30 protein-coding genes and 2 tRNA genes are annotated in these 25004 nt (G+C 45.7%); 14 read left to right on the forward strand and 18 right to left on the reverse strand.

Annotated features, from left to right (window positions below; genetic code table 11):
- Positions 1-4: 4 nt before the first annotated feature.
- The 3 genes from AQUSIP_RS00580 to AQUSIP_RS00590 all read right to left on the reverse strand — a co-directional run bounded on the left by AQUSIP_RS00580 (position 5) and on the right by AQUSIP_RS00590 (position 2602).
- Positions 5-1090: a saccharopine dehydrogenase family protein gene (locus tag AQUSIP_RS00580; RefSeq protein WP_114835101.1), complete on the reverse strand. Its 1086-nt coding sequence runs from the start codon at positions 1088-1090 to the stop codon at positions 5-7.
- Between the two features lie 239 nt (positions 1091-1329).
- Positions 1330-1800 (reverse strand): thioesterase family protein, encoded by a 471-nt coding sequence (locus AQUSIP_RS00585; RefSeq protein WP_114835100.1) that lies wholly within the window; start codon positions 1798-1800, stop codon positions 1330-1332.
- 16 nt (positions 1801-1816) lie between these two features.
- Entirely contained in the window at positions 1817-2602 is a 786-nt protein-coding gene (locus AQUSIP_RS00590; RefSeq protein WP_114835099.1) for a hypothetical protein, read from the reverse strand.
- 79 nt (positions 2603-2681) lie between these two features.
- On the opposite strand from AQUSIP_RS00590, the gene AQUSIP_RS00595 reads away from it, so the two are divergent.
- Both AQUSIP_RS00595 and AQUSIP_RS00600 read left to right on the forward strand, forming a co-directional pair.
- Positions 2682-4685 carry a primosomal protein N' gene (locus tag AQUSIP_RS00595; protein WP_172621961.1) on the forward strand — a complete coding sequence of 668 codons (2004 nt, stop codon included), beginning with the start codon at positions 2682-2684 and terminating at the stop codon, positions 4683-4685.
- Between the two features lie 24 nt (positions 4686-4709).
- Complete coding sequence (locus AQUSIP_RS00600; protein WP_114835098.1) at positions 4710-5438, forward strand: endonuclease/exonuclease/phosphatase family protein; 729 nt, start codon at positions 4710-4712, stop codon at positions 5436-5438.
- 291 nt (positions 5439-5729) lie between these two features.
- Here AQUSIP_RS00600 and AQUSIP_RS00605 read toward each other — a convergent pair whose 3' ends face one another.
- Both AQUSIP_RS00605 and AQUSIP_RS00610 read right to left on the reverse strand, forming a co-directional pair.
- A complete protein-coding gene (locus AQUSIP_RS00605; RefSeq protein WP_114835097.1) occupies positions 5730-6473 on the reverse strand; it encodes a slipin family protein in 744 nt (247 codons plus the stop codon).
- A 2-nt stretch (positions 6474-6475) separates the two neighbouring features.
- Positions 6476-7795, reverse strand: coding sequence for an NfeD family protein (locus AQUSIP_RS00610; RefSeq protein WP_114835096.1), 1320 nt, complete (start codon positions 7793-7795; stop codon positions 6476-6478).
- Positions 7796-7980: 185 nt separating this feature from the next.
- Here AQUSIP_RS00610 and AQUSIP_RS00615 point away from each other — a divergent pair, with 185 nt between their 5' ends.
- The 4 genes from AQUSIP_RS00615 (at position 7981) to AQUSIP_RS00630 (ending at position 9344) form a co-directional block, all read left to right on the forward strand.
- Positions 7981-8673 (forward strand): hypothetical protein, encoded by a 693-nt coding sequence (locus AQUSIP_RS00615; RefSeq protein WP_114835095.1) that lies wholly within the window; start codon positions 7981-7983, stop codon positions 8671-8673.
- 61 nt (positions 8674-8734) lie between these two features.
- Positions 8735-8818: transfer RNA gene (locus AQUSIP_RS00620), tRNA-Leu, on the forward strand.
- A gap of 20 nt (positions 8819-8838) precedes the next feature.
- Positions 8839-8912, forward strand: a tRNA-Arg gene (locus AQUSIP_RS00625).
- Positions 8913-9014: 102 nt separating this feature from the next.
- Positions 9015-9344, forward strand: coding sequence for an alpha/beta fold hydrolase (locus AQUSIP_RS00630; RefSeq protein ID WP_197737800.1), 330 nt, complete (start codon positions 9015-9017; stop codon positions 9342-9344).
- A gap of 126 nt (positions 9345-9470) precedes the next feature.
- On the opposite strand, the gene AQUSIP_RS00635 is transcribed toward AQUSIP_RS00630, so the two are convergent.
- From AQUSIP_RS00635 to miaB, 4 genes are all read right to left on the reverse strand, one after another.
- Positions 9471-10346 (reverse strand): HlyC/CorC family transporter, encoded by an 876-nt coding sequence (locus AQUSIP_RS00635; RefSeq protein WP_114835094.1) that lies wholly within the window; start codon positions 10344-10346, stop codon positions 9471-9473.
- Positions 10339-10821: an rRNA maturation RNase YbeY gene (ybeY, locus tag AQUSIP_RS00640; protein ID WP_114835093.1), complete on the reverse strand. Its 483-nt coding sequence runs from the start codon at positions 10819-10821 to the stop codon at positions 10339-10341. The genes AQUSIP_RS00635 and ybeY overlap by 8 nt, the downstream gene beginning before the upstream one ends.
- Before the next feature lie 19 nt (positions 10822-10840).
- Positions 10841-11818, reverse strand: a complete 978-nt coding sequence (locus AQUSIP_RS00645; protein ID WP_232058606.1) for a PhoH family protein — start codon at positions 11816-11818, stop codon at positions 10841-10843.
- Between the two features lie 175 nt (positions 11819-11993).
- Positions 11994-13316, reverse strand: coding sequence for a tRNA (N6-isopentenyl adenosine(37)-C2)-methylthiotransferase MiaB (miaB, locus tag AQUSIP_RS00650; protein WP_197737801.1), 1323 nt, complete (start codon positions 13314-13316; stop codon positions 11994-11996).
- A gap of 73 nt (positions 13317-13389) precedes the next feature.
- Between miaB and AQUSIP_RS00655 the strand changes: the two genes are divergently transcribed.
- The 4 genes from AQUSIP_RS00655 to AQUSIP_RS00670 all read left to right on the forward strand — a co-directional run bounded on the left by AQUSIP_RS00655 (position 13390) and on the right by AQUSIP_RS00670 (position 15908).
- Entirely contained in the window at positions 13390-13749 is a 360-nt protein-coding gene (locus tag AQUSIP_RS00655) for a (2Fe-2S) ferredoxin domain-containing protein (protein ID WP_114835092.1), read from the forward strand.
- A 6-nt stretch (positions 13750-13755) separates the two neighbouring features.
- Complete coding sequence (locus tag AQUSIP_RS00660) at positions 13756-14499, forward strand: 16S rRNA (uracil(1498)-N(3))-methyltransferase (protein ID WP_114835091.1); 744 nt, start codon at positions 13756-13758, stop codon at positions 14497-14499.
- A gap of 82 nt (positions 14500-14581) precedes the next feature.
- The gene (locus AQUSIP_RS00665) at positions 14582-15562 is read left to right on the forward strand and encodes a hypothetical protein (RefSeq protein WP_114835090.1); all 981 of its coding nucleotides are present in this window, start codon (positions 14582-14584) and stop codon (positions 15560-15562) included.
- Positions 15563-15686: 124 nt separating this feature from the next.
- Positions 15687-15908, forward strand: a complete 222-nt coding sequence (locus AQUSIP_RS00670) for a TraR/DksA C4-type zinc finger protein (RefSeq protein ID WP_114835089.1) — start codon at positions 15687-15689, stop codon at positions 15906-15908.
- A 44-nt stretch (positions 15909-15952) separates the two neighbouring features.
- Here AQUSIP_RS00670 and nfi read toward each other — a convergent pair whose 3' ends face one another.
- Positions 15953-16633, reverse strand: coding sequence for a deoxyribonuclease V (nfi, locus tag AQUSIP_RS00675; RefSeq protein WP_114835088.1), 681 nt, complete (start codon positions 16631-16633; stop codon positions 15953-15955).
- Positions 16634-16714: 81 nt separating this feature from the next.
- Between nfi and AQUSIP_RS00680 the strand changes: the two genes are divergently transcribed.
- Positions 16715-18013, forward strand: a complete 1299-nt coding sequence (locus tag AQUSIP_RS00680; RefSeq protein ID WP_114835087.1) for a flavohemoglobin expression-modulating QEGLA motif protein — start codon at positions 16715-16717, stop codon at positions 18011-18013.
- A gap of 32 nt (positions 18014-18045) precedes the next feature.
- Here the strand turns inward: AQUSIP_RS00680 and rimK are convergent, their stop codons facing one another.
- A complete protein-coding gene (gene rimK / locus AQUSIP_RS00685; protein WP_114835086.1) occupies positions 18046-18978 on the reverse strand; it encodes a 30S ribosomal protein S6--L-glutamate ligase in 933 nt (310 codons plus the stop codon).
- Positions 18975-19445, reverse strand: coding sequence for an ATP-dependent zinc protease family protein (locus AQUSIP_RS00690; protein ID WP_232058607.1), 471 nt, complete (start codon positions 19443-19445; stop codon positions 18975-18977). Before AQUSIP_RS00690 ends, rimK begins: the two co-directional genes overlap by 4 nt.
- 117 nt (positions 19446-19562) lie before the next feature.
- On the opposite strand from AQUSIP_RS00690, the gene AQUSIP_RS00695 reads away from it, so the two are divergent.
- Complete coding sequence (locus tag AQUSIP_RS00695) at positions 19563-20003, forward strand: hypothetical protein (protein WP_114835085.1); 441 nt, start codon at positions 19563-19565, stop codon at positions 20001-20003.
- 2 nt (positions 20004-20005) lie between these two features.
- Here AQUSIP_RS00695 and AQUSIP_RS00700 read toward each other — a convergent pair whose 3' ends face one another.
- Genes AQUSIP_RS00700 through ccmC form a run of 6 tightly spaced genes read right to left on the reverse strand, consistent with a single transcriptional unit; the run spans position 20006 to position 24151 of the window.
- Complete coding sequence (locus AQUSIP_RS00700) at positions 20006-20425, reverse strand: cytochrome c-type biogenesis protein (protein ID WP_114835084.1); 420 nt, start codon at positions 20423-20425, stop codon at positions 20006-20008.
- The gene (locus AQUSIP_RS00705; RefSeq protein WP_114835083.1) at positions 20422-20958 is read right to left on the reverse strand and encodes a DsbE family thiol:disulfide interchange protein; all 537 of its coding nucleotides are present in this window, start codon (positions 20956-20958) and stop codon (positions 20422-20424) included. The genes AQUSIP_RS00700 and AQUSIP_RS00705 overlap by 4 nt, the downstream gene beginning before the upstream one ends.
- A 5-nt stretch (positions 20959-20963) precedes the next feature.
- Positions 20964-22850, reverse strand: a complete 1887-nt coding sequence (locus AQUSIP_RS00710; protein ID WP_114835082.1) for a heme lyase CcmF/NrfE family subunit — start codon at positions 22848-22850, stop codon at positions 20964-20966.
- Positions 22847-23275, reverse strand: a complete 429-nt coding sequence (ccmE, locus tag AQUSIP_RS00715; protein WP_114835081.1) for a cytochrome c maturation protein CcmE — start codon at positions 23273-23275, stop codon at positions 22847-22849. The genes AQUSIP_RS00710 and ccmE overlap by 4 nt, the downstream gene beginning before the upstream one ends.
- Entirely contained in the window at positions 23268-23426 is a 159-nt protein-coding gene (ccmD, locus tag AQUSIP_RS00720) for a heme exporter protein CcmD (RefSeq protein WP_114835080.1), read from the reverse strand. The genes ccmE and ccmD overlap by 8 nt, the downstream gene beginning before the upstream one ends.
- Positions 23423-24151 carry a heme ABC transporter permease CcmC gene (ccmC, locus tag AQUSIP_RS00725; RefSeq protein ID WP_114835079.1) on the reverse strand — a complete coding sequence of 243 codons (729 nt, stop codon included), beginning with the start codon at positions 24149-24151 and terminating at the stop codon, positions 23423-23425. The genes ccmD and ccmC overlap by 4 nt, the downstream gene beginning before the upstream one ends.
- Positions 24152-24351: 200 nt before the next feature.
- Between ccmC and AQUSIP_RS00730 the strand changes: the two genes are divergently transcribed.
- Entirely contained in the window at positions 24352-24531 is a 180-nt protein-coding gene (locus AQUSIP_RS00730; protein ID WP_114835078.1) for a hypothetical protein, read from the forward strand.
- Positions 24489-24989, forward strand: coding sequence for a class I SAM-dependent methyltransferase (locus AQUSIP_RS00735; protein ID WP_232058671.1), 501 nt, complete (start codon positions 24489-24491; stop codon positions 24987-24989). Before AQUSIP_RS00730 ends, AQUSIP_RS00735 begins: the two co-directional genes overlap by 43 nt.
- Positions 24990-25004: the final 15 nt, after the last annotated feature.

A 25004-nucleotide genomic window follows, 5' to 3' on the forward strand; every position in this document is an offset into this window, starting at 1 on the left:
CCCCTTATTTGTAATATTCGCCGAATTGATTATTGACCAGATCATCAAACGCGAACTGTTCCTGGCGAACAAAACCTTTATATTTATCCGGATTATGCAACACGAGATCCACTGCGCTGCAAATGCCGGATGCAGTCGTTAACTGAATTGCGGACCAACGATGGCCATTGATTTTTTTAGGATAGAATTTTTTAACATAATTTTCTTCGATGAATTGATCATCCTGGTTGCCGGTTACTGAAACGTAGACGAGCACGACATCCTGATAGGTTTTGGGAATTGCATGCTCCAGAACGCGTCGCAGTGTTTCGCGGTCTTCGTTGAGCTTGAGGTCGTTCATCAAAAATTTTATTTTTTCACAATGGCCCGGGTAGCGGATGGTTTTATAACTCAGGTGTTTTACCTTGCCGTTATAACTCTGGGCAAGGCTGCCAATACCACCGGATGTGTTGAATGCTTCGTAAGTTAAGCCGTCAATTTTGATGGCTTCAAGGCCTTCGAGCGGCAAAAGCGTTACCTGTTCGCCATTTTCCACTGCATGGCAAAGGTTGCCATATTCATTAATCAATCCATCGGTAGACCACGTTAAAGAATATTGCAGGGCATTGCTGATATTAATAGGCAACGCGCCTACGCGCATTTTAACCGTGTCTAGTTCCGGAAAATTCTTCATCAAATGATTGGCAATGATGCTGATAAAACCAGGTGCAAGTCCGCATTGCGGTACAAAAGTGCTTTTGGCTGTTTGCGATAACGCCTGTACTGCGTTAGTGGTTTCGACATCTTCTGTCAGATCAAAATAATGCACATGATACGCTGCTGCAACAGTTGCGATGGGAACATTGCAGTAATAAGGTAGCGATGAAATGATTGCTTCAATTTTATTTTTTTTCAAAAATTCAGCAATCGAGTTGGTATCTTTTGCATCCAGTTTCACATAGTTGAAATTAGGCAGCTGGCCTAATTTTCGTACCAGTGGATTGTCTTCCTGAATGTCAGCTAGAAAAACGGAATAATTATTTGAATGTGCCAGCAGAAAAGTAATAAGCGAACCAATTTTCCCAGCACCGATAACGAGGACTTGATGCATTATGAAACTCCTTTTTTTATGTTCCATGCTTGATATGGAAGAGCCGATATAATAATGAGGAAAGCGCTGGGAGGGAAGGGATAAAAAGTATTAATTATATTTGAATATAATGACGCACATTATCTATTGTTTCTACTGTGCGGATTTTTGTCTTCTCATCGGCATCCCGCGGCTTTGTCCGCGGGATCCGTTCTTGCTGCCGTTTATTAGCGCAGGTTTGTTGCGGAAATAAATAATTATTAACCCGTCAGGTAAGTGCCATTGCCAGTGGCAATCAGCTCATCATTTTGATTGTGCAGCTCCATTCGGGTAAAGGATATTTTATTGCCGCTTTTGGTGAGCCAGGCTTTGGCAATAAAAGTTTCACCTTTCCCGGGACGTAAGTAGCTGATTTGTAAATCCACAGTGCTGGTCTTGCCCAGAATGGCTGCCAGCTCGTTGGCACTTGCTTCAGGATGGCGGTGAATGGCTGAAGTCATGACGATCACACCGCCAGCCATGTCTAGCACTGAGGAAATAACGCCGCCGTGTAGAATGCCATGCAAAAAATTCCCAATAAGCTCATTTTTCATATTAAAACGCATCGTGACAGATTCTGTATCAAAGTGTTCCAATTTCAACCCTAGCATTTTATTAAAAGGAATTTCAGTAAATGCTTGCAAAAAACGATCAAATGTAGACTGATTCGCTAAATTCAATTTGGTTATCATGATATTCCTTGGGTTTTTAATATAGTTTATTAGAAGGTCTGCTGGCTACGGTGTTTGCTTCGTTAGCGACACCCAGCATCATTGTGTCCAGTTTGGCAAGTTTCTCTAAACCTAGAGGATCTTCTTTGCCGGCATTATAGGTAATGGCGTCCACCATGCGTGAAACAGAAGTCGGATTAGCTGTTGTTTGATTGGTGAAACCAAATAAATTTCCAACTATTTGACCTATAATGATAGTGGGTATTTCACCAGCGACACGTGGATCATCGCCGCCATTTAAATAGCGCAATGATTCAGATAATTGCTTTTCAAGTTCATTGGTCACGTTATTCAGTTCCTTTGTATCCTTCGGATCAATTTGCTTATCCAGTTCAAATTCATCTTTGAAACGCTTCAACATGGCTTTAGGCTCGAGTTTGGGCGCATTATCATTTTTGTATTTTTCCAAAAAGGCATTTAAAGCCAGTAATAACTTAAATGCTGGTTTCAATTTATTATCTACTTCAGGATTGGGTTCATCACTGGCGTCTTTAATTTGATCGGCTGCTTTTATGAAATTATTTACATTTTGTTTAATGCCTAATGTTTCCGAAATAATTGCACCTGTTAGTAGTTTTTGCACGTTTGGGTTAAGCAGATTTTGGGGTGAGAGTTCAACGCCTTGATCTTGAATATTCAATTTTACATTGTCCAAAATTGTATCTTTTCTGGCATTCATTTCGGTCGTAACAAGGCCATTTTCTTCCATATGCTTCCAAATAATTTCTAGTGTTTTATCAAGATCAATATTATTTCGTTGCATTTTGACTTTTCCTCTTTTTTGACTTTACTTTACTCTCTATTATAGCTGGAATAGAAGCTGTTCGCTAAAAGAGTAAATCATGGTACAAGCACAAAATATGATCTTACGCATTGCGCTCCCCACGCCTTTACGCCGACTATTTGATTATTTGCCGCCCCAACCTATTGATCCCACATCATTAATTTCTGGTATTCGGGTGCGAGTTCCCTTTCAGACCCGCACCCTGGTAGGGATACTGGTCGAAGTTGTCAAGGAAACCTCTGTCCCTCTGGAAAAATTAAAAACAGCTCTGGAGCTGCTCGATAAAGAACCTATTTTTTCTGAAGACATTTACCAGCTTTGCCAATGGTCCGCTAGCTATTATCACTATGCTCTGGGCGAGGTATTAGCCGGTGCACTGCCTGTGGCGTTGCGCAAAGGTAAGCCTGCTGAGATCAAAAAAAAGCCAGTCTCTATTGAAGGCGAGCGAGAGCATCCACCCGAATTAAATCCGGCGCAACAGGAAGCCATCACCAAAATTGGCGATGCAAACGAAGCGTTTCGTGTTTTTCTGCTGGATGGAGTGACAGGGAGCGGGAAAACGGAAGTGTATTTGCATGCTATCGCCGATATACTTGCGAAAGACAAACAGGTTTTAGTACTGGTTCCCGAGATCAGTTTAACGCCGCAAACCATTGCGCGATTTCAGGCACGATTTCAGGTCCCCGTGATAGCGCTGCATTCCAGTTTGTCGGAAACTGAACGATTGCAGGCGTGGCTGTTGGCGCGTTCGGGTGAAGCCAAAGTGGTGATTGGTACACGCTCGGCAGTTTTTACGCCGTTTCAACGGCTGGGGCTTATTATCGTTGATGAAGAACATGATACGTCGTTCAAGCAGCAGGATCGATTTCGCTATCATGCACGCGATCTTGCGGTGATGCGTGCAAGCATTAATCAAATACCTGTCGTATTGGGATCGGCGACGCCTTCGCTTGAGTCGCTGCTCAATGTGAAACGTGAGCGTTATATTTATTTATCGCTGCCTGAGCGGGCGGGCACGGCCCAATTGCCACAATATCATCTTTTGGACGTGCGTCATTTGCCGATGGAAGAAGGCTTGTCTTCTGTTTTGCTTGAAAGCATGCGGTCACATCTTCAACAGGGCAACCAGGTCATGCTGTTTCTGAACAGGCGCGGCTTTGCGCCCGTTTTATATTGCACGCAATGCGCATGGATAGCAGCATGTAAACGTTGTGATACACGCATGGTTTATCATCGTACGCCGCCGCGTTTGCAATGTCATCACTGTGATGCGCGGCGCGAAATCCCTGCGCGCTGCGGTGAGTGTGGCGAGGCGGCGCTGCAGCCGGTCGGAATAGGCACACAGCGGCTTGAAGATGCATTGCAAAAATATTTTCCCGACGTGCCTATCATTCGTGTCGACCGTGATAACACGCGACGCAAAGGTGCCATGCAAAATTTATTGGAACAAATTAACGAAAATAACAGCGCCATTTTATTAGGCACGCAAATGCTCGCGAAAGGCCATCATTTTCCGCACGTGACGCTCGTTGGCGTGGTAGATGCTGACAGCGGATTATTCAGCGTGGACTTTCGCGCGGCTGAGCAAATGGGGCAATTGTTATTGCAAGTGGCGGGGCGCGCCGGGCGCGCGGAAAAACCCGGCACAGTATTGATCCAGACACGGCATCCTGAGCATCCTTTGTTGCAAACATTAATACAACATGGTTACAGTCATTTTGCCGCAACCTTGCTCATGGAAAGAGAACAGGCGGTATTGCCGCCGTTTTCGCATTTTGCCGTATTTCGCGCGGAAAGTTATGCAGAACAACATGCCGCGCATTTTCTCTCTGCGATAAAAGAAATATGCACTGCTTCTGCAGGCGCCGTGACCTTATTAGGCCCCGTACCTGCTTTGATCGCAAAACGTAAAGGAGTATACTGCCAGCATTTACTGGTCAAGGCAGACCGGCGCGGCACGTTGCAGCATTTACTAAAAAATGTGCTGCAGCACATTGAGAAATTATCGCCAGGCCATTCTGTCAAATGGGTGTTGGACGTGGACCCTGTAGAAGTGGTTTGACATTGGTTACAAGGGAGAAAAACAGTGAAACTGATTACCCTCAATATTTGGGGCGGCCATATACGCGAACCGCTTTTAAACTTTATCAAATCCAACCAGATGATTGATATCTTCTGTTTCCAGGAAGTGTATCACAATGCACCGGACAAGATATCAACGGAAGACCGTCCGGTAAGTCTCAATGTTTTTTCGGAACTGCAGGAACTGCTTCCGGGTCATCATGGTTATTTCAGGCCGGTGGTGAATGATATTTACGGCATCAGTGCTTTTGTGCGGCAAGACATAAAAGTGTTAAGCGAGGGTGAAATTACTATTCACGATAATCCATCTTACTCTGGTCGCGGACCGACGCACGGCAGAAATTTGCAGTGGCTGGAATGTGCTATAGACCAGAAAGTTTTCTCAGTATTAAATGTACATGGACTTTGGAATGGTAAAGGCAAGGCAGACAGTCCTGAACGAATTGCTCAGTCCCAGCGGATCCGAAATTTTATGGATACCATCAAATCGCCTAAAATTTTATGCGGTGATTTTAATTTGCGGCCGGATGTGGAGAGTATGAAAATCCTCGAGCAGGGAATGCATAATCTGATTAAGGCTTATAACGTTACTTCTACGCGTACGCGCTTTTATACCAAAGAAGAAAAATTTGCAGATTATATTTTGACTTCGCCTGAGATCACAATTAACCGATTCGAAGTTTTGAAGGATGAAGTTTCTGATCATGCACCTTTGCTGCTGGATTTTGCCTAGCGGATCAATTTCATTTACATTCTGTTTGGTTGATCACTCTCTAGCGTCATTGCTAATTCCCTCCATGTCATTGCTGTAGGGGTTAGGCCATTTGTTGATGAAACTGCATCTGTCATTGCGTTCGCGTCGAAGGAAAGCGATATAATGCTGTCATCCTGAGAGCGTTTTTTTGCTCGAAGGATCTCTCGATGTACAAAAGGAGATCCTTCGCTTCGCTCCACTACTGTCCGGTGAACTAGATTAGATGCACCGTTGTTTCGCTGCTTGTCCACGGGATCTAGCATGGGGTTGTTATTTATTTTTAGAAAACGCTTGCAAAATTTCTATAGGTAGCGGAAACACAATAGTGGAATTCTTTTCTTCAGCAATATTCGACAGCGTTTGCAAATAACGCAGCTGTAGCGCTTGCGGTTGCTGCGATAATATTTGCGCTGCTTCCAGCAATTTTTTGGAAGCTTGCAATTCGCCATCCGCATGAATGACTTTTGCGCGGCGTTCACGTTCAGCTTCGGCCTGTCGGGCAATCGCGCGAATCATGCTTTCATTCAAATCAATATGCTTGATTTCTACCATGCCGATTTTAATTCCCCAGGCATCCGTGTGTTCATCCAGAATTTGCTGAATATGTGCGTTCAGTTTATTGCGCTCAGCCAGCATTTCATCCAGTTCATGCTGTCCAAGCACAGAACGAAGCGTGGTTTGAGCAAGCTGACTTACGGCGGTTTGATAATCTTCCACTTGAATGATGGCGCGTTGCGGATCAATGACACGGAAGTAGACAACGGCATTTACGCGTACCGAAACATTATCGCGTGAAATGACATCCTGTGGCGGAATATCCATCACGACTGTGCGCAGCTCAACACGCACATATTGTTGAATGATCGGTACGACAATGATTAATCCGGGGCCTTTTACACGCCAGAACCGGCCGAGTGTAAATACGACGGCACGCTCATATTCGCGTAAAATATGAAAAAAATTGAAGAGAAAAATAAGAACAATGAGCGCGACAACAAGATAAGCTATGTACATGGTTATTCTCCTGATTTTTTCTCTTTACCCTCGGTCGGTATGACGACTAAGGTCAATCCCTTTATATCCGTTACCTTTACTTTCTGCCCAGCCTCAAGCATGACGGGTGATTTTGCTTCCCAGATTTCACCCAGCAGGCGTACGACAACCTGTTCGTTCATCACGCTTAACACAGTGCCTTCAGCACCAATCAATCCTTCCTGACCCGAGACAATCGCTTTTTTATGGGACTTGATGGCGAGGCTGATCACAATAAAAAAGAAAGCGATGGTGATGATGCTCATGCTGAGGATGAGCACCCACGTCAGACGATAATAGGGATTATTCACGTCAAATAGCATGACTGATCCTATAATAAATGCGATGACGCCGCCGATGCCGAGTGCGCCAAAACTTGAAACGTAGACTTCCAAGATCATAAACATGATACCAAGAAGGACGAGCGTCAAGCCCACATAATTAATGGGCATTAATTGAAATGCGTACAGGACAAGTAACAGGGAAATGACACCCGCTACCCCAGGCAGGACCAAGCCGGGATTGGATAATTCAAAAAAGATACCGTAAATGGCAATCAGCATGAGGATGTAGGCGATATTGGGATTGGTGATGAAAGAGAGGAATTCATAACGCCAATCTGTGGGCATTTTTTCAAGCTGCAGATCTTTTGTTTTGACTGTTTCAGAAACACCCTGCACAAGCGCTTTCCGTCCATCCAGTTTTTGCATTAATTGCGGGTAATCATCGGCAATTTCGTCAATGACTTTCATCCGCTTTGCTTCATGCGCAGATAAACTCGCGCCCTGCCGCACTGCTTTATCTGCCCAGTCGGCGTTTCTGCCGCGTAGCTCTGCGAGGCTGCGGATGTAGGCGGCAGCGTCATTGACGGCTTTTTGCTGGGCGGTGCTTAATGTTTTTGAATCCCCTTTTTCAGGCTCTTGCATCAGATGGACAGGCGAAGCGGCGCCTACATTTGTGCCTGGCGACATGGCGCTTAAATGGCTGGCATAAAGAATAAAAGTACCCGCGCTCGCCGCCCGCGCGCCCGAGGGGGCGACGTAGGTAATGACTGGAACAGGTGAGGTAATGATGGCTTCATTGATACCCCGCATGGAGGTTTCAAGCCCGCCAGGGGTGTTTAACTGAATAATAACTACAGCGGCGCGTTCTTTTTGGGCAAAGAGAATGCCGCGCTTAACGTAATCCTGTGTGGCGGGTCCAATGGCGCCATTAATGTCTAATACGATGGCTTTTTCCGCGGCGAAAACTACCGACGAGAAAAGTAAGACAAGTAAGCTTGCTAGCCCTATTCCTTTGCGCATGCTGTGTCTTTGATTTAATGAAGATAATCACATTATACCCTTGGATGACGAATGTTGCTTGCAAATGCCATGTAACTGATTGATTGTATATCAATTTACCTAAAATGGATAAGTTTTTATCTTTTATTGAAAATCTGAATATATTAAAATCTTTTAAAAATAAAACCTAAAAGCGACGGAGTGAGATGAAAACAGATCAGAGTATTTTATACATTCCTTTTAAGGAAGAAAACGATCTTCTTGAACCAGCCAAGCACTGGGCTGAAAAGCTAAAAAATAGAAAAAAATATTCAATTATCCAGTTTGGTTCAAGCGAAAAGCGGTTCATACCAGGAAAATTTTCTGTCTATATCTTGGGGCACGGTGTCGCTTCCCCGGAGAGATATCCAGCCCATATTGTAAGTCATAGAACGAGCTGTGAGGCAGAGACAATACTATCTATTGAAGAAGTTGCCGATCGGTTTAACCAGGACTTTCTTTATTATCTGCCGAGTATTTTAAGGGTCAAACTTTATTTCTGTAATACGGTCGGAAATGCAAAACAGATTGCCGAATTATTTCGTGATCGCCTGCTTTGTGCCGATCCTGTCAAAATAGACTATTATGCCGGGACCTTGGGCGCACCGTCACATGAACCTTATCCGCAAAAATATGCATTTTTTTCCAATGGCTTTTTTATGAGAGCTTCCTGGGCGCGACGATCATTATTAAAAGATATACGGGAAGATGACCAGAATCAGGCGAGAGAGAATGTCAAGCAGCGTTCATATTCCCGATTCTTGAGCGAAGCCAAAAAAAGAAGGGTAAAGGGATATTGGGAGTGCGGGGATGAAAAAAGGAACCTCCTATTAACCCATAGGAGAACCAGCAGCTCCTGAGGCCTCTTACGGGACAGCATTGACCTGCATTGTCAGCCTGCTATACTTGCCCGGTCAATATGCCGGGGTGGCGGAACTGGTAGACGCGTCGGTCTCAAAAACCGATGAGGGTGACCTCGTGCCGGTTCGATTCCGGCCCTCGGCATATCAGATTAACCATCTTCTGTCCCGGTGGCACAGCTGGATAGCGCAGCCCCCTCCTAAGGGGCAGGTCGGAGGTTCGAATCCTCTCCGGGACGTTTAATAAAATCAAATTACATGGCTTGTCTGCAGTGCTTAATGCGATTATCTTCAAGCCACTCATCAAGATAAATAACGGAATATAAGATCAAGGTAGTGTCGTGATAGAAACTAAAATTAAATATGTAAAAACCTCGATGCTAAGCATTTGCTATGAAGAGAGTGGTGAATCAAATGCCATTCCTGTGATTTTATTGCATGGATTTCCGGATGATGTAAGAGCATGGGATGGTGTTGTGCCGCAATTAGTAAATAACGGATGTCGTGTAATTGTTCCGTATTTACGTGGATTTGGCAAAACAGCTTTTTTGCAGAATGATACCTTTCGATCAGGACAACAAGCTGCGTTGGGAAATGATTTACTTGAGTTGATGAATGGGCTCAACATCGATAGAGCAATTTTGCAGTTAAAAATAAAACAATCATATTAACTATCCCAGCATAAATAAAAGTCATTATTTAGATTAATTAAATGCTTGAGCTGGTAATGAAGCATTTATCGGTATATCAACTTTTTTCCCTATGCAGCAGGCTTATTCATTCGAAGCTAGGATAAATCAAAGCTCACTATTTTTTTTCCTACTTTTCACCACCTTTACTTCCAGCAAATAAATACGCCGATGATCGCTATGCAGCACCTTGAAACGAAAGCGGTCAAGTTTTAGGTTTTCTCCGCGTTTGGGCAAGTGGCCAAAGCCTTGCAGAACAATGCCGCCGATGGTGTCGAATTCTTCATTACTAAATTCAGCGCGAAAATATTCATTAAATTCTTCAATCAGTGTCGACGCTTTCACGATATAGGTTTCTTCGTCCAGTTTTTTGATGTGGCCGTCTTCTTCGTCAATATCATATTCGTCTTCAATTTCACCTACAATCTGCTCAAGCACGTCTTCAATCGTAACGAGTCCTGCAACATGGCCGTATTCGTCGAGCACAATCGCGATATGATTGCGGTTCACGCGAAATTCCCGCAGCAAAATATCAAGCCGTTTGCTTTGGGGCGTGAATATGGCAGGTCGGATCATGTCAGTCATTTTGAATTGGTCAATATTTTTTTGAAAGCAGTATTTCAAAAGATCTTTGGCAAGCAGCATGCCGATAACATCTTTGCCAGCTGGGTCGAAAACAGGAAAACGGGAATGGCCGGATTCAATCACCATGGGCAGAATATCAGTGAGCGGGCTGTTTTTTTGTACCGCTACCATTTGGGCCTTGGGCACCATGACTTCACGCACTTGCATTTCTGAGACTTGAATGATGCGCTCCATCATGCCGAGCATTTCACCACTCAGTAAGTGGCGGTCTTCCGCGTGTCGGAGTACCTCCATCAGTTCTTCTTTATCTTTGGGTTCATGCGCGAGCAGCGCAGACAGTCGTTCCAGCCAAGTGCGGGATTTGGTTGAATATGTTTCTCTATCGGGGTCATCAGTCATGGTGATTTATATTCTCTCCAGTTTCGTAAGGATTTGTAAAACCTAAAGTATGCATCACGGCGATTTCAAGGGATTCCATGGTTTTTGCCTCTTGATCTGTTTCATGATCATAACCTAGCAGATGAAAAATACCGTGAACGACCATGTGCGCCCAGTGCGCATCCTGCAATTTCCCCTGTTCCTGCGCTTCGTGATTAACGTAAGGCGCACAGATAACGATATCGCCAAGAATGGGTACATCATGCTGAATGTCTTCAGGAACGGACAGGGGGAAAGAAAGCACATTCGTGGACTTTGGTTTACCTCTGTAGGTGTCATTCAGATTTGTCATTTCATCCGTATCGACAATGCGAATAGTGACTTCGGCTGGTTTGGCTTTATTGCTGATTAATGCCGCTTTAGCCCAGCGCCGTAATAAGGCAGACTTCGGCGCAAGCGCCTTATCTGCGGCGTACTGAATATGAATATGATGCATAGTTAATTAATATTAAATTTTATTTCTGATTTTGTTTTTTATTTTCATGGTCCTCATAGGCTTCGACAATGGTCTGAACCAGCGGATGGCGAACCACATCCGAAATCTGGAACTGGGTGAAGCCGATACCGGATACGTCCTTAAGCACTTCTCTTGCGTGAATCAGGCCCGAATCACGTCGATTATTCAAGTCAATCTGGGTGATATCGCCTGTCACGACAGCTTTAGAATTGAAGCCGATACGGGTGAGGAACATTTTCATCTGTTCTATGGTGGTATTTTGTCCTTCATCGAGGATGATGAAAGAATCATTGAGCGAACGCCCGCGCATATAAGCAAGCGGGAGCAGTTCGATGACATCTTTTTCGATTAACTGTGTAACTTTTTCAAATCCGATCATTTCATAGAGCGCATCGTATAATGGTCTCAGATAAGGGTGTACCTTTTGGGCGATATCGCCCGGCAGAAACCCCAGCTTTTCGCCGGCTTCCACGATGGGTCTGACCAGAATGATGCGGCTTACCCGCTCAGTCTCAAGCGCCTGGACTGCGCAGGCTACTGCCAAATAAGTTTTGCCGGTCCCTGCAGGCCCAATCCCAAAGTTGATGTCATGCTGCAGAATGCTGCGAATATAATGCACCTGGTTTTCACCGCGAGCGGTAATGACGCCTTTTCGTAAACGAATTTCCATGTGGTCTTCCTGGTGGCCGCTCTCAACCCTTTTACCTACCGTTTGGAGATAAAGATGGATTTCTTTAGGCTCGAGTATGCTCACTTTCTCGGTCTCCTCATAAAGGTTGTTTAGGGTATCACAGGCCTGCTTGACTGCGTGACGCTCACCGCTTACCGAAAAGGTATGTCCCCGTTGCTTGATCATGACGCCAAGACGGTTTTCGATGAGTTTAAGGTGTTCATTTAATTTGCCGCAGAGATTAAACAGCCGATGATTATCTTCAGGAGCTAAGGTTAGGATTTCTGAGTAGAGGAGCGTATTCAACGTTAATTTGGTGCCTCTTCGTTACTGTCTTAAATTAATTATAGCCGAAAATCCCCCCTGTATTTCCAGTATTTTATTTATTTTTTTAGGGGGCAAATAATTAGGCAGAAAGTGCCGGCGCGGGAGGCTTTCTTAAATCCAATCGCCAGGATAGCGGAAAAAATAAATTTGTTACTTATTCAATCAATTCGCCTCTTAAGGAATTGGGCAGCGCTTCAGTGATTTTCACTGAGGCCAGTTGGCCTATGAGGCCCGGTTGACCGATAAAGTTAACAACGCGGTTATTTTCCGTCCGTCCAGATAATTGGGCCGGGTTTTTAACAGCGGGTCCGGTGACCAGGACTTTCTGGGTGGTTCCGATCATTGCTTCACTGATGCGTCTTGCATTTAAGTTAATACGCTCCTGCAAGATCGCGAGACGCTGTTTTTTTACTTCCATCGGGACATCGTCCGGCAGCTGGGCCGCGGGTGTACCAGGACGGGGGCTATAGATGAAGCTGTAGGAGAGATCAAATTCCATGTCATGAATGAGGTTCATGGTATCTTCAAAATCAGCATCGGTTTCACCTGGGAAGCCAATAATAAAGTCCGAAGAGAGGCTGATATCCGGTCTTACCTTGCGCAAGCGGCGCATCTTGGCTTTGTACTCGAGCGCGGTATAACCCCGCTTCATGGCGGCGAGAATGCGATCCGAGCCGCTTTGCACTGGCAGATGCAGATGGTTGACAAGTTGGGGGACATCGGCAAATGCCTGAATAAGGCGATTGGAAAACGCAACAGGGTGAGAAGTGGTGAACCGGATCCGCTCAATGCCTTCAATGGCGGCAACATATTCAATCAGCTCGGCGAGATCCGCAATCCCGCCTTCGTGGGTAGGCCCGCGGTAATCATTTACATTTTGCCCGAGCAGATTCACTTCCTTGACGCCTTGCTCTGTCAGGCTGACAATTTCCGCCAGCACATCATCGAGTGGGCGGCTAATTTCTTCGCCCCGTGTATAGGGCACGACACAGAAACTGCAATACTTGCTGCAGCCTTCCATGATCGTAACAAAGGCGGTGGGGCCTTCCGCGCGCGGTTCTGGCAGGCGGTCAAATTTTTCAATTTCAGGAAAACTGATGTCGACCACGGGTCGTTGCCGGGTTTCGCGCTCTGCCAGCATTTCACCGAGGCGGTGAATGGTTTGGGGGCCAAAAATCAGGTCTACATAAGGCGCCCGTTTCAGAATGGCTTCGCCTTCCTGGCTCGCGACGCAGCCTCCCACCCCAATAATCAGATGCGGTTTTTTCTGCTTGAGCGCACGCCAGCGGCCTAACTCGGAAAAGACTTTTTCCTGGGCTTTTTCACGAATGGAACAGGTATTGAGCAGCAATACATCCGCCTCTTCTGGGCGTTCTGTTTTTTCCAGTTGATGGGAGGAAAGCAGCACTTCCGCCATCTTGCTGGAATCATATTCGTTCATTTGACAGCCATGTGTTTGGATGTAAAGCTTGGGCATAATCGATACCACTGCTCATATCAAGATCAGGGCGGTATAATATTCAATTCTGAATCATAAGGCCAGCACGTCAATGAATGAGTTATTAAAACAACGGATTAATTCACTGCATTTGGCAGACATTAAAAGACATATTTTTTTATGCTGTGACCAAACTGTGCCAAAGTGTTGCGACAAATCTGCCGGACTTGCCTCCTGGGAATACCTTAAAAACCGTCTTAAAGAATTGCAATTGACCAAACAGGGCGGCATTTACCGATCCAAGGTCAATTGCCTGCGGGTCTGTCAGCAAGGCCCGATTGCCGTGGTCTATCCGGAGGGCGTCTGGTACCACTCCTGTACGCCGGCCGTGCTTGAACGCATCATTCAAGAACATCTCATTAACGGCAGGCCGGTGCAGGATTATGTGCTTTTTGAGAAAGAAGGGAAGTAAGCCGAAGTGACGTCCGTTACCCGTATTTATCAGGCAATCCCACTGGCAAAAGGAACATGGGTTCGACTGAATGAGCAGGCCAGCCATCATGTAGGACGCGTGCTGCGTGCAAAAGTCGGTGACAATATTATCCTGTTTAATGGCGAAGGGGGTGAGTACGCCGGTGTGATTTCGCATATAGACAGAAAATCGGTGGATGTCGAGCTTATCGATTTTGCCCCCAAAGAGGCAGAATCACCCGTCAATATTTATCTGGCGCAAGGTATCGCGCGCGGTGAAAAAATGGATTTTATTGTGCAGAAATCAGTGGAACTGGGGATAAAAAAGATCATCCCCCTTGTTACTGAGCGCTGCAATGTACGGCTGGATGCTGCTCGTGAAGCGAAGCGTCTTGCACACTGGCAGTCTGTCGTGATTAGCGCATGTGAGCAATGCGGCCGTAATCGCCTCCCTGATATCATGGCGCCAGTTTCTTTTGACGCATGGCTGCCTGAAGCGAAGGCTGACCAATGTTTTGTTCTGTCGCCGCATGTTTCGTCCAGGCTTTCAATCGCAACTCTTTCGACCCCTGCCTCAATCATTCTTCTAATTGGCCCTGAAGGCGGCTTGAGCGACCGTGAGGTGGAGAGAGCCGAGCAATATGGTTTCACTTCATTAAACCTGGGTCCACGCATTTTGCGAACAGAAACAGCAGGGGTGGCAGCGATCACCGTTTTACAATGTTTGTATGGAGATATGATTAATAAGTGATTATAGTTGCGATTTAAGTCTATAAAATTTTCTATTTTGTCGTGTACAGAGCGATTATATAAGATAAACGAGGAAAAAAACCATGCAAAGAAAAAATGAGACACTAGAAGAATTAGAAAAAAAAGCGCTTTTGCTCGAGGCCCAGGCGCGCGAACAAAAAGAAAAAGTTAAAAATTTGCTCAAAGGGCGTATAAGAAAAGATGAGATAGACAGCGCCAAACAGGCGAACCCTCTGATCTCTGTGCATGAAAAGATGGCTGCCCAACTCGAAGAAGAAGCCAAAAAGCTGAGAAATGAAATAGTCCAGAGAAGAACGTTTCAGGAAAAAGAAGAAACACTGGCCAGGATAAAATTGAAACAGCTAAAAGAAAAGCGGACAATTGAAGAGAGCAAGCACAAGCCATATGATGTCATTCCTGACAGATCCGCTAATTCATTTGCTCCTGTTTCTGCCGAGCAGCAATACCACTCTGCAAAAGAGGAAGCGAAAAAAAGTACGCACTACGGTACGATCCCGATATCAAGCGATGCCGGACATGCTAAAGAAGATAAAAAAGCTCAGCAGCCAGTGGTCTATGGCGCTATTCCCTTGTTTAAACCTGCTTTGCTTCCTTCCCGGCAACAGACTGTTTCAGGAAAAAAAGCAGTAAAGGAAAGTTCGCCGTATGATGTCATTCCTGTAAAAGCAACCACGAATTGGCAAGCTGCTGATGACGCTTTTGCTCATTTAAATGCTTCTTCTTTATCTCAACCGCCATCTTCGGAAAAGGAAGCGGATAAAAGCTCGCCCTATGATTATTTGCCGGTGTTAAAAGAGATCAGAAAAAGCGATGAAATTAAATCCGATAACCAAGCGATTTACGGCGCCCTTCCATCTTTAGGTTCTGTTTTTCCTTTATTCCAATCACAGACATCTTCAGAAAAGGAAAGCCCATATGGTTGCTTGCCGTCGCTTAATGAGACCAAAAATAACGATGATGTGCCTGCAAGACGCCAGGAAACAGATGTAAAAACCACCTCGAGCGGTTTTTCCCAGTTAGGCGGCCACAGGCGGAAGCAGTAAAAGCCACGTAGTAAGGCAGGCATGCCTGCCTTACTAAAGCCTGTTTCATCAATATTTTTTAGACATTTTATTTTTATTTCAGTAGAATCCCTTCCCTTTCTTTTCTATACAATCAAGGGTTGTTATGGCTGATGAAATTGATTTAGCAAATGATCTAATTGACAATGAAGTTTCTCGTGCATTAAGTAAAATGCGCCAGAACACATCCAGCGGCGCCATGGGATCAAAGTTTTGCCTGGAATGCGGCGATGATATCCCGGAGGGAAGGCAGCTGTTAGGATTTAAGCTGTGTGTGCCGTGTGCGGAAGAATCAGAACGAAAGAAATCATTATTTGCAGATTATTAAGTAAGAGCGGCTCGGGTTTCGCAAGGCTGATCCGGGCCTTTTCCTTATCCTAGTTCTTTTTTTATCAATGCCACTAGTCGGTCTGCAAGGCGCGTGGGCTCTGGCAGGCGATAGCCGCGTGTACAACGAAGCACAATCGTTTCTGCAGTGGCGAGGTCCATTTCGTTTCCAACGCTTACAAAAACAGGCCTAACATTGGTTTTGGTACGCAAAACAGTGCCAACTATTTCACCCTTGTCGATGAGAGGCGATTTTTGACCGGGTAGTTTGCCTGGCTCTTCATGTCGGCCCACCAGGCGGCTTTTACCGCATCCGAGCGATGGTATTTGTGTGAATAAACCGATATGACAGGCAATGCCCAATCGGCGCGGATGAGCGATACCTTGTCCATCGCACATGAGTGCATCCGGTTTTTGCTGCAATTTACCGAGCGCTGCAAGCAGTGCGGGTGCTTCACGAAATGAAAGTAAGCCGGGAATGTAGGGAAAATGCACAGGCTCAAATGCGCTATGTTGTTCAACCACCCGTTGTTTTTCACTGTCCCACAAAACAACCGCTGCAATGCAGGTTTTGCCGTCCTGTGAAAAGGCAGCATCCAGGCCTGCAATATAAAGCAGGGGATGATCGGGTTTCTTAAGGGTAATACGGCTAGCTAGTTGTTTCTGAATGGTTATTGCTTCCTGAGGGGTCACTTGCCAGGCATGAAGAGGCGGTGGTAATTTCATTGGTAATGGACACACCTTTATGATGAGAATTAATTTATAATATGAATATATAAGTTAAAAATATAAGGATTTATATTCCCGATGGCAAATAGCGAATTCCTTGGCGAATATGAACAAATCATACATGCGCTGTCGGAACGCATCGTTGCCGCCCAAAGACCGATCCGTATTCTTGACGCTTTAAAGTGGGACCAGGAAGTCGAAGAATATTTTTTTAGGCATAAGGGTAAAAAATTACCGCAAATTGATAGCGAGTATTATCAGAAAAAAAACCCTCTTTCATTTGACCCGGAAAAAAAGATTGAAGAGTTTCATGAGATAGACCGCGATATTCGCAGGAAACTCGGCCAATATAGCGGCGTAGGCAGTATTATGGAGCGCATCTGTTACGAGTATTGCCGCGTGGTGGAAATGTTAGTAGCACGCGGTACACCCAAGTTTACAGAAATTTCTCAAGGCTTGTATGGTAGTTCACAGGATGCTTTTCACGTGGGTGCGCCAACGCTGAAAGATCTTGCCACCCTGGTGGCCTCTGCACTTTCAAACATTAAAGACCAAGTGCAAACGGCTGCGGACGAAAAAAAATATACTAGCGAAGATGCTGTTGCCATGTTAAGCGACCGTCTGGGAAATTATTTTTCTGATCGGGATGCGATACGCGTAGAAATAAGCGATGGCATTATTGCTGATGCAGCAGCGGGCGCTGACCGGATTAAAATTCACAAAGGATTGATGTTTAGCTCGCGTGAAATACGCACATTTGAAATTCACGAAGGCTGGGTTCATCTGGGCACGACGCTAAATGGTATGGCGCAGCCCATTTGTACTTTTCTGAGTAAAGGGCCTCCTTCTTCAACAGTAACGCAGGAAGGCCTTGCCATTATCACGGAAATATTTACTTTTTCCTCTTATCCCGGCCGGTTGCGACGGCTGACAAACCGCATTACAGCCGTTAACATGGCGGAGGAAGGCGCGAATTTTTTTGATGTGTATCAGTTCTATCGCGAGCAGGGGCTGGATGAAAATGACAGTTATCAATCCTCTATGCGCGTGTTCAGAGGCAGTGCGCCGGATCTCGGACCTTACACCAAAGACTTGTCATACAGTAAGGGATTCATCCTGATTTACAACTATATGCGCCTTGCCGTGCAGCGCGGCTTGGTCAAACGGATTCCACTGCTATTTGTGGGCAAAGCAACGCTGGAAGACTTGCATATTCTCAGTGACTTGCTTGACGAAGGGATTATCACGCCGCCCAAATATGTTCCGCCCCAGTTTGCCGATCTTGCCGCCGTTAGTGCCTGGATGGTCTATTCCCTCTTCCTGAATCGCCTCGATTTGAGACGACTGGCACTGGACTTCAAGGGAATCCTGCAGTAATACGCGTAGGCGGGAATGACAAATGTAAAAAACTATCCCTTCCCTTTGCGGCCTTTTTCCGCTTCTTCAAGCCGGTCTTTTTTATTGAATTCAATACTTGTCTCAATGAATTCAATGATCTTGCCCGCAACATCAATGCCGGTTGTTTTCTCGATTCCTTCGAGGCCGGGCGAAGCGTTGACTTCCATAATGAGCGGACCGCGCGCGGAGCGGATGATATCGACACCTGCCACATTGAGACCAATAATTTGCGCGGAGCGGATGGCCATGTTTCGCTCTTCATCTGTAATTTCAATGGCTGTCGCGATGCCGCCGCGATGCAGATTGGAACGGAATTCTTCGGGTGATTTAGCTTGTCTCTTCATGGCGGCAACGACTTTATCGCCCACCACAAAACAACGAATATCTGCGCCGCCGGTTTCCTTGATGTATTCCTGGACCATAATGTTTACCTTGAGGCCCAGAAACGCTTCCAGTACGCTGCGTGCTGCTTTTGCTGTTTCAACCAGAACGACACCGATGCCTTGCGTGCCTTCCAGGAATTTGATGACGAGCGGTGTGCCGCCAACCATTTTGATCAGGTCCTGGATCTCGTCAACGGAGTGCGCAAATCCGGTAATGGGCAAGCCAATGCCTTTTTTAGACAATAGCTGCAGAGAGCGCAATTTATCCCGGGCACGGGTGATCGCTACTGAATCATTGACACAAAATACGCCCATCATTTCCAGCTGGCGCACAACTGCAGCGCCATAAAACGTGACGGATGCGCCAATGCGGGGAATAACGGCGTCGTAATTTTCAAGCGCCTTGCCCTTGTAATGGATCGTCGGTTCTACGGATGTAATATTCATGTAGCAGCGCAGCGTATCAATGGTGTCGGCCTGATGTCCGCGCGCGGTGGCGGCCTCGATCAATCGGTGCGTTGAATAAAGACTGCTTTTCCTCGATAAAATGGCTATTTTCATTTTTTTGGAATCCTGGTGGTCACAAAGGAACGTGCCGGGTTAACGATAAAGCGCTTACGCAGAGCGCTCCTGCCTAATAACATTCTAAACAGCATGTTTTCTCGCTCGGTGAGCGTAATCTCAATCGACCAGGTTTGTCCAGCCATTGTGATAGGGGTTTGTATAACATAACGTTCTTCTTCGTGACCGCCCGAGTCAGTGACCAGGCGCCTGTCAACGACGTCAGCTACACAGGTAATAATTTTTTCCGTGTTATGTTGCAGGGGGTGGATGTCAAAGCGGATTCGCTGCTTTCCATTTTCGATAAAGGGGTTTAAAGAAAAGGCATGGAGCGCAGAAGTACGCGCGCCCGTGTCGACCTTTGCCTTGATATGGAAAATATTCAATTCAGGCAAGCTGACCCATTCCCGCCATCCAATGAGGGGGTATTTTCTTACAGGTTTAATTAATTTGATATTTTTTTCCAACTTGATTTTCCTTTGCCTAACTGGGTAAGCGAGTTCTGGAGTGAGAATCACTATTTAATATTATCTTAAGCTGCCCGGCCTATAGTCAAAACAATCTTTCACTTGGAGGATACGAAAATGGATAATCGTTTAAACCGGAGTGATCCTATTGATATTCCCCTTAAGTCCGCTAAAAGAAACAAGGAAAAAAGTGAGTATCCCGTGGGCAGTCCCGGCCACCACCTGCGTGAAAAAACCATTCCCGCCAGCCAATTAATGTCATCAGTCGCCTTAGAATTTGTAAACAATAATAATCTTTGTATCAGGCAGGAGGATTTTATGGAGGCGAGAGAGAATCTGAAAAAACTGCTGGAAAAGTTTTTCGATCAATTCAAAGAGCCTTATTCAGATGATGAACCTGTCAGCCTCGATAAAATCAAGGGAGATTTGAATGCCGACCAACCCTGGCACTACCCGGAAGGGGGATTTCATTTATTTGCGACACTTGGAGGCGAACTTTTTCCTGGGGAAGGAAATCCGAAAGAAGTCAGCGAAGATGAAATGCGATTGATAAAATAAATTTATTTTAATTTAACTATTCGCCGCAAAAAGTAGAAGCCGGTGATGATGCCAAACAGTGGAAATAGCCACAGAATAGCGGTGAGGAGATTAAAGCGTGGACGCAGCAGAATAAATTCCCCATAGCGTTTGACCAGGTATGCTTTGATTTCCTCATCCGATTTATTGTTTTTTACCAGTTGATATACTTTTAGGCGCAAGTCATTGGCGAGCGGCGCGTTGGAATCCGCTATGTTTTGATTTTGACAAACAACACAGCGAATTTCTTTAGTCAAAGACTCGAAACGTTTGGCATCTGCGACGGAGGTAAAAGGATAAGGATCGCGTTCAATGGCAAAAGTGCTATTCACCCAGAACAGCATAAAAATAAGGGGAAAGAAAACCAAAATAAAATGCGCCCATCCGAATAATTGACGTGTCATGGTTTTGCCTCATATTTCCTGATGATGGGATACAAGACTTCATCCCAAACCCGCTGATCAATCACGCCAACATGACGGTAAACAATTTTTCCCTGCGGGCTAATGATAAATGTTTCTGGCGTGCCATATACCCCCAGATCAATGGCGACATCACCGTGTGTATCCATGCCCGTCAGAATATAAGGATCACCCAGTTTTTTCAGCCAACGCTTGGCTTCGTCAGGATCATCCTTATAGTCAATGCTGTAAACAGGAATATGATATTGGTGCCTGATTTTCATCAGCATGCCATGTTCGATGCTACAGGCGTAACACCAGGTGGCCCAGACATTTAACAGCGTGACGCGACCCGCCAATGCTTTCTGCGTTAACAATCTCTCTGGTTGATAAAGCGTCGGCAGCTGAAAAGCAGGCACGTTTTCACCAATCAGTGGAGAGGGCAATTCATTGGGTTTGGAATAAAAAAGCTGGCGCCACAAAAGAATCAGCAAGGCAAACAGGATAAGAAAAGGAACAAGCTGTTTTAACTTCATTTGCTCTATCCTTTTCCTGCTGCAGACAGTGTCTGTTTACGCTGGCGCATGGCGAAAAAACCGCCTACGATCATGAGCAGGCCGCCTACCCATATAAAGCGCACAAAAGGTTTGTAATAAATTCGTACGGACCAATATTCCATATCGAGCGGTTCGCCGAGCGCAATATAAAGATCGCGAAAAATGCTGGGATGGATATCGACTTTGGTCATGACCATGTCACGAACAAGAAAAATTCTTTTTTCTGGATACAACGCAGTGATGGGGCGTCCCTTTTTCAATACTTCAAATTCGGCGCGGACACCGCGATAGTTGGCGCCATTCGCGCTCTCGGTTCCCACGAAGAAAAATTGATAAGGGCCGACATTCACGGCATCCCCCGGTTTGATTCTTGCCTCACGTTCTTCATTCAAGACATTGGACAGGATGACCCCGATAACGAGGATGGCAAAACCCAAATGGGTAATGGACATGCCCGGTAAAAAGCGCAAATAACCCACGAGACTTAGCATGATCCAGAAACTTAAACTTAAGGTAATGAGTGCGGTGATTTCCAGGCCGCCAGTAAAAAACCACAATAGGACACCGGCAGCCAGTATGCTGGTGCCCATTCTTTTCAATGCAGGCCCCCAAGTCATTTTCATCTCAGGATCCTGCCAGCGGCTGAAGGGGCCAAAACCCATTAGCAGCATCACTATAAAAGTGAGCGGTGTCATCACTTTATTGAAATAGGGAGCGCCCACAGAAATTGTTCCCAGATGAAGTGCATCCAGAATAAGCGGGTATAACGTGCCCAGTAAAACTGTTAGCATGGCAGTGAACAACAGAAGGCTGTTTAATAGCAGCATCGTTTCGCGGGAAAAAAATGTAAAGCGTTGCATATTGCCTGAACTGAATGCGGGCAGACGGATCACATAAATGGCGAGGGCAGACGTCATGAGCACTGCCAGCAAGAGTAAAAGAAAGATGCCGCGAGCTGGATCATTTGCAAATGTATGTGCGGAAATAAGCACACCTGAGCGTACTAAAAAAGTACCCAGCAGACTCAGTGCAAAACTGATAATTGCAAGCAGTGCTGCCCAAGCTTTGGCTGCGTTACGTTTTTCAACCAGTGCCAGCACGTGAATAAGCGCGGTACCCGACAGCCATGGCAGCAGCGAAGCATTTTCGACCGGGTCCCAAAACCAGAAACCGCCCCAGCCGAGGACGCGATATGCCCACCAGCTGCCGAGCGTGATGCCAAAGGTAAGAAAGCACCAGGCGGCAAGCGCAAAGCGGCGCGTGATATTCGCCCAGTTTGTATCCAGTTTGCCGCGTATCAAAGCGGCTTGCGTGATGGCAAACGCTACGGAAAAACCGACGTAGCCGATATAAAGCATGGGGGGGTGAATGACAAAGCCCGGATCCTGCAAAAGCGGATTCAGGTCTTGCCCTGTTTGCGGCCCAATGGCAGGCAGAAAAGGGTTGGAGGTTAATAAAAGAAAACAGAGAAAACAAAAGCTGATCAGGCCTAATACGGCAAGTACAAGCGGGGAAGTGTCATTATTTTTCTGGGTGGCGGAAAAAAACAGTGTCCAGATCGTCAGAATCAGAATCCATAATAAAATGGATCCTTCATGTGCGCCCCATACTGCCGTCAAACGATACATGAGTGGCAAGAGGGGATGGGAATTGGCGGCAACATAAGCGATGGAAAAATCGCTGGTAGTGAAGGCGATGGTCAAAAGAATATAGGCAACCGCGACAAAAACAAATTGTCCCCATGCGCCGGGACGGGCACAGGCCAGTGCATAGGGATTGCGGCGCCAGTATCCCCAGAGGGGAAAGAGACTTTGCAGAAGTGAGAAAACAAGGGCAAGGATGAGTGAAAGCGTTCCGAGTAAACTGATCATACTGCGTTTTCCCTCATTGCCTTATAAACATTTTTGGGCATGTAATTTTCATCGTGTTTGGCAAGGACCCGTGATGCGACAAAAATACCTTGTGGATCTAATGTTCCTTCTGCAATCACGCCCTTGCCTTCGCGAAACAGATCCGGCAGCACGCCCACGTAGCGTACAGTCTGCTCGCGTTTTAGATCTGTGACGGTGAATTGCACGCCCAATCCCGTTTTATCACGCTGAACGCTGCCTTTTTTAACCATACCGCCGAGACGAAAATATGCTCGGGTGGAAACCTGCGCAGAGGTTATCTGGCTAGGCGTTAAGAAGGCATTAATATTTTGTTTAAGTGCATACAGAATGAGTCCGGTGGCGAGCGCGAGCCCTGCGCTAAAGAGCAGTACATAGACTATTCGTCGTTGATGAATTTTATTCATGGTGGTTTCTTTGTGCGCGCAGATACTTTTGCCAACGCCGCCATGGAATGAGCCATTGCGCCGCTAAAAAGAACAATACACTGCCATATGCGATCCAGACATAAAAGCCGTGGCCGCCCATGGAGAAAAATTTTAATAACAGGTCCATCATCGTTTGTCCCGCAGCCAATGATGATTGGCGTGAATGGCGGTCAAGTCATAACGCATTCGTACGAAAAGCACAATGAAATAATACATAAAAAAGGCAGCAATCATGGCCAGCAGGGGATGTAGCATGGAGGCATCAATGGCGGAAGGCGCAAATAGTTTTAAAGTGGCGCCCTGATGCAGGGTGTTCCACCAGTAAACAGAATAATGAATGATGGGAATATCTACAAAGCCAACTAGCACCAGGATTGCGACAGCCCGTTCACCTCTTGGTTTTTGCGCAATAGCAGACTGGAATAACAGGATGCCCAGATATAAAAACAGGAGAATGAGCTCGGAAGTGAGTCTTGCGTCCCAAATCCACCAGGTGCCCCACATGGGTTTTCCCCACAGACTGCCAGTTAACAGTGAGAGAAAGGTAAAGCCTGCGCCGATCGGTGCGCTGTGGCGGATGACGAGAAAAGCGAGCTTCAGCCTAAAGATGATCCCGGCCGCTGCGGCACCCGCCATGACGGCATAAATAAAGAGGGAAAGAAAAGCACAGGGCACGTGCACATAGATGATACGAAAACCCTCACCTTGCAAATAATCTGCAGGCGCGATCAGCAGTCCGCCGATCATGCCATAACTGAATGACAGAATAAAAAAGGCTGTCAGCCAGGGGATGAGTTTATCGGACAAATAAAAAAATTTTTTTGGCGATGCGAGGCTTGAAATCAGAGACCACATCCTGTTTGTGCCTTTTACCTATTGTGGGCCAAAATCCTATCAAAGATAGGGGATAATAACAATAATGTTCAATTTTTATGCTTCTTCCGGATCGCTGTCGGGATCCGTTGCAAACATTGGGCGGCAAGTTTGGCGTCTCGGTGAATTTAACCTTTGGTATAATAAGCTTAAGAATAGTTTCAATTTGTAGGGGTAGTTAAATGGATCAAAAATCAAATGATGCGTTAATCAACTCGCTGACCGCTATGATAGTTGGTTTGATCGCCATCAAGCTGTTTTTTTATCAGAGGTTGAAGCTTACAAGAAAGTCATTCCATTATCGGGAGAAGGACTTGAAATTGGGGCGGGATCGGGAAGATTTGCTGCTGCTCTTGGGATAAAGACAGGCATAGAGCCTTCGGATAAGTTGGGCAATATGGCAAGATCGCGCGGAATTAATGTTATTAAGGGTGTCGCAGAATCATTACCTTTTCTGGATCAGCAATTTGACTATGTGCTGTTTGGTACTGTCATGTGTTTTTTAGAAGATCCTTTGCCAGCACTTTTAGAGGCAAAACGAGTATTAAAACCAAATGGTACACTGATTATTGGAATGTTAGATAAAAATTCAAAATTAGTTAAAAGCTATGAGGCTAGAAAAGAAAATCCCTTTTATCGTGATGCGCATTTCTTTGCCGTAAACGAAATATTGATATTGTTGCATGAAGCGCATTTTAAAGAGAAAGAGATTTATCAGACCATTTTTGCGCGGCTTGAAGATATTAAGCAGCCCGAAATAGTCAAGCCAGGCTATGGCGAAGGCGGATATGTGATTATTTCGGCGCAACCTCGTTTGTAAGTAATGGAGAATCAT

The sequence above is a fragment of the Aquicella lusitana genome (genome assembly GCF_902459475.1).
Taxonomy (GTDB): domain Bacteria; phylum Pseudomonadota; class Gammaproteobacteria; order DSM-16500; family DSM-16500; genus Aquicella; species Aquicella lusitana.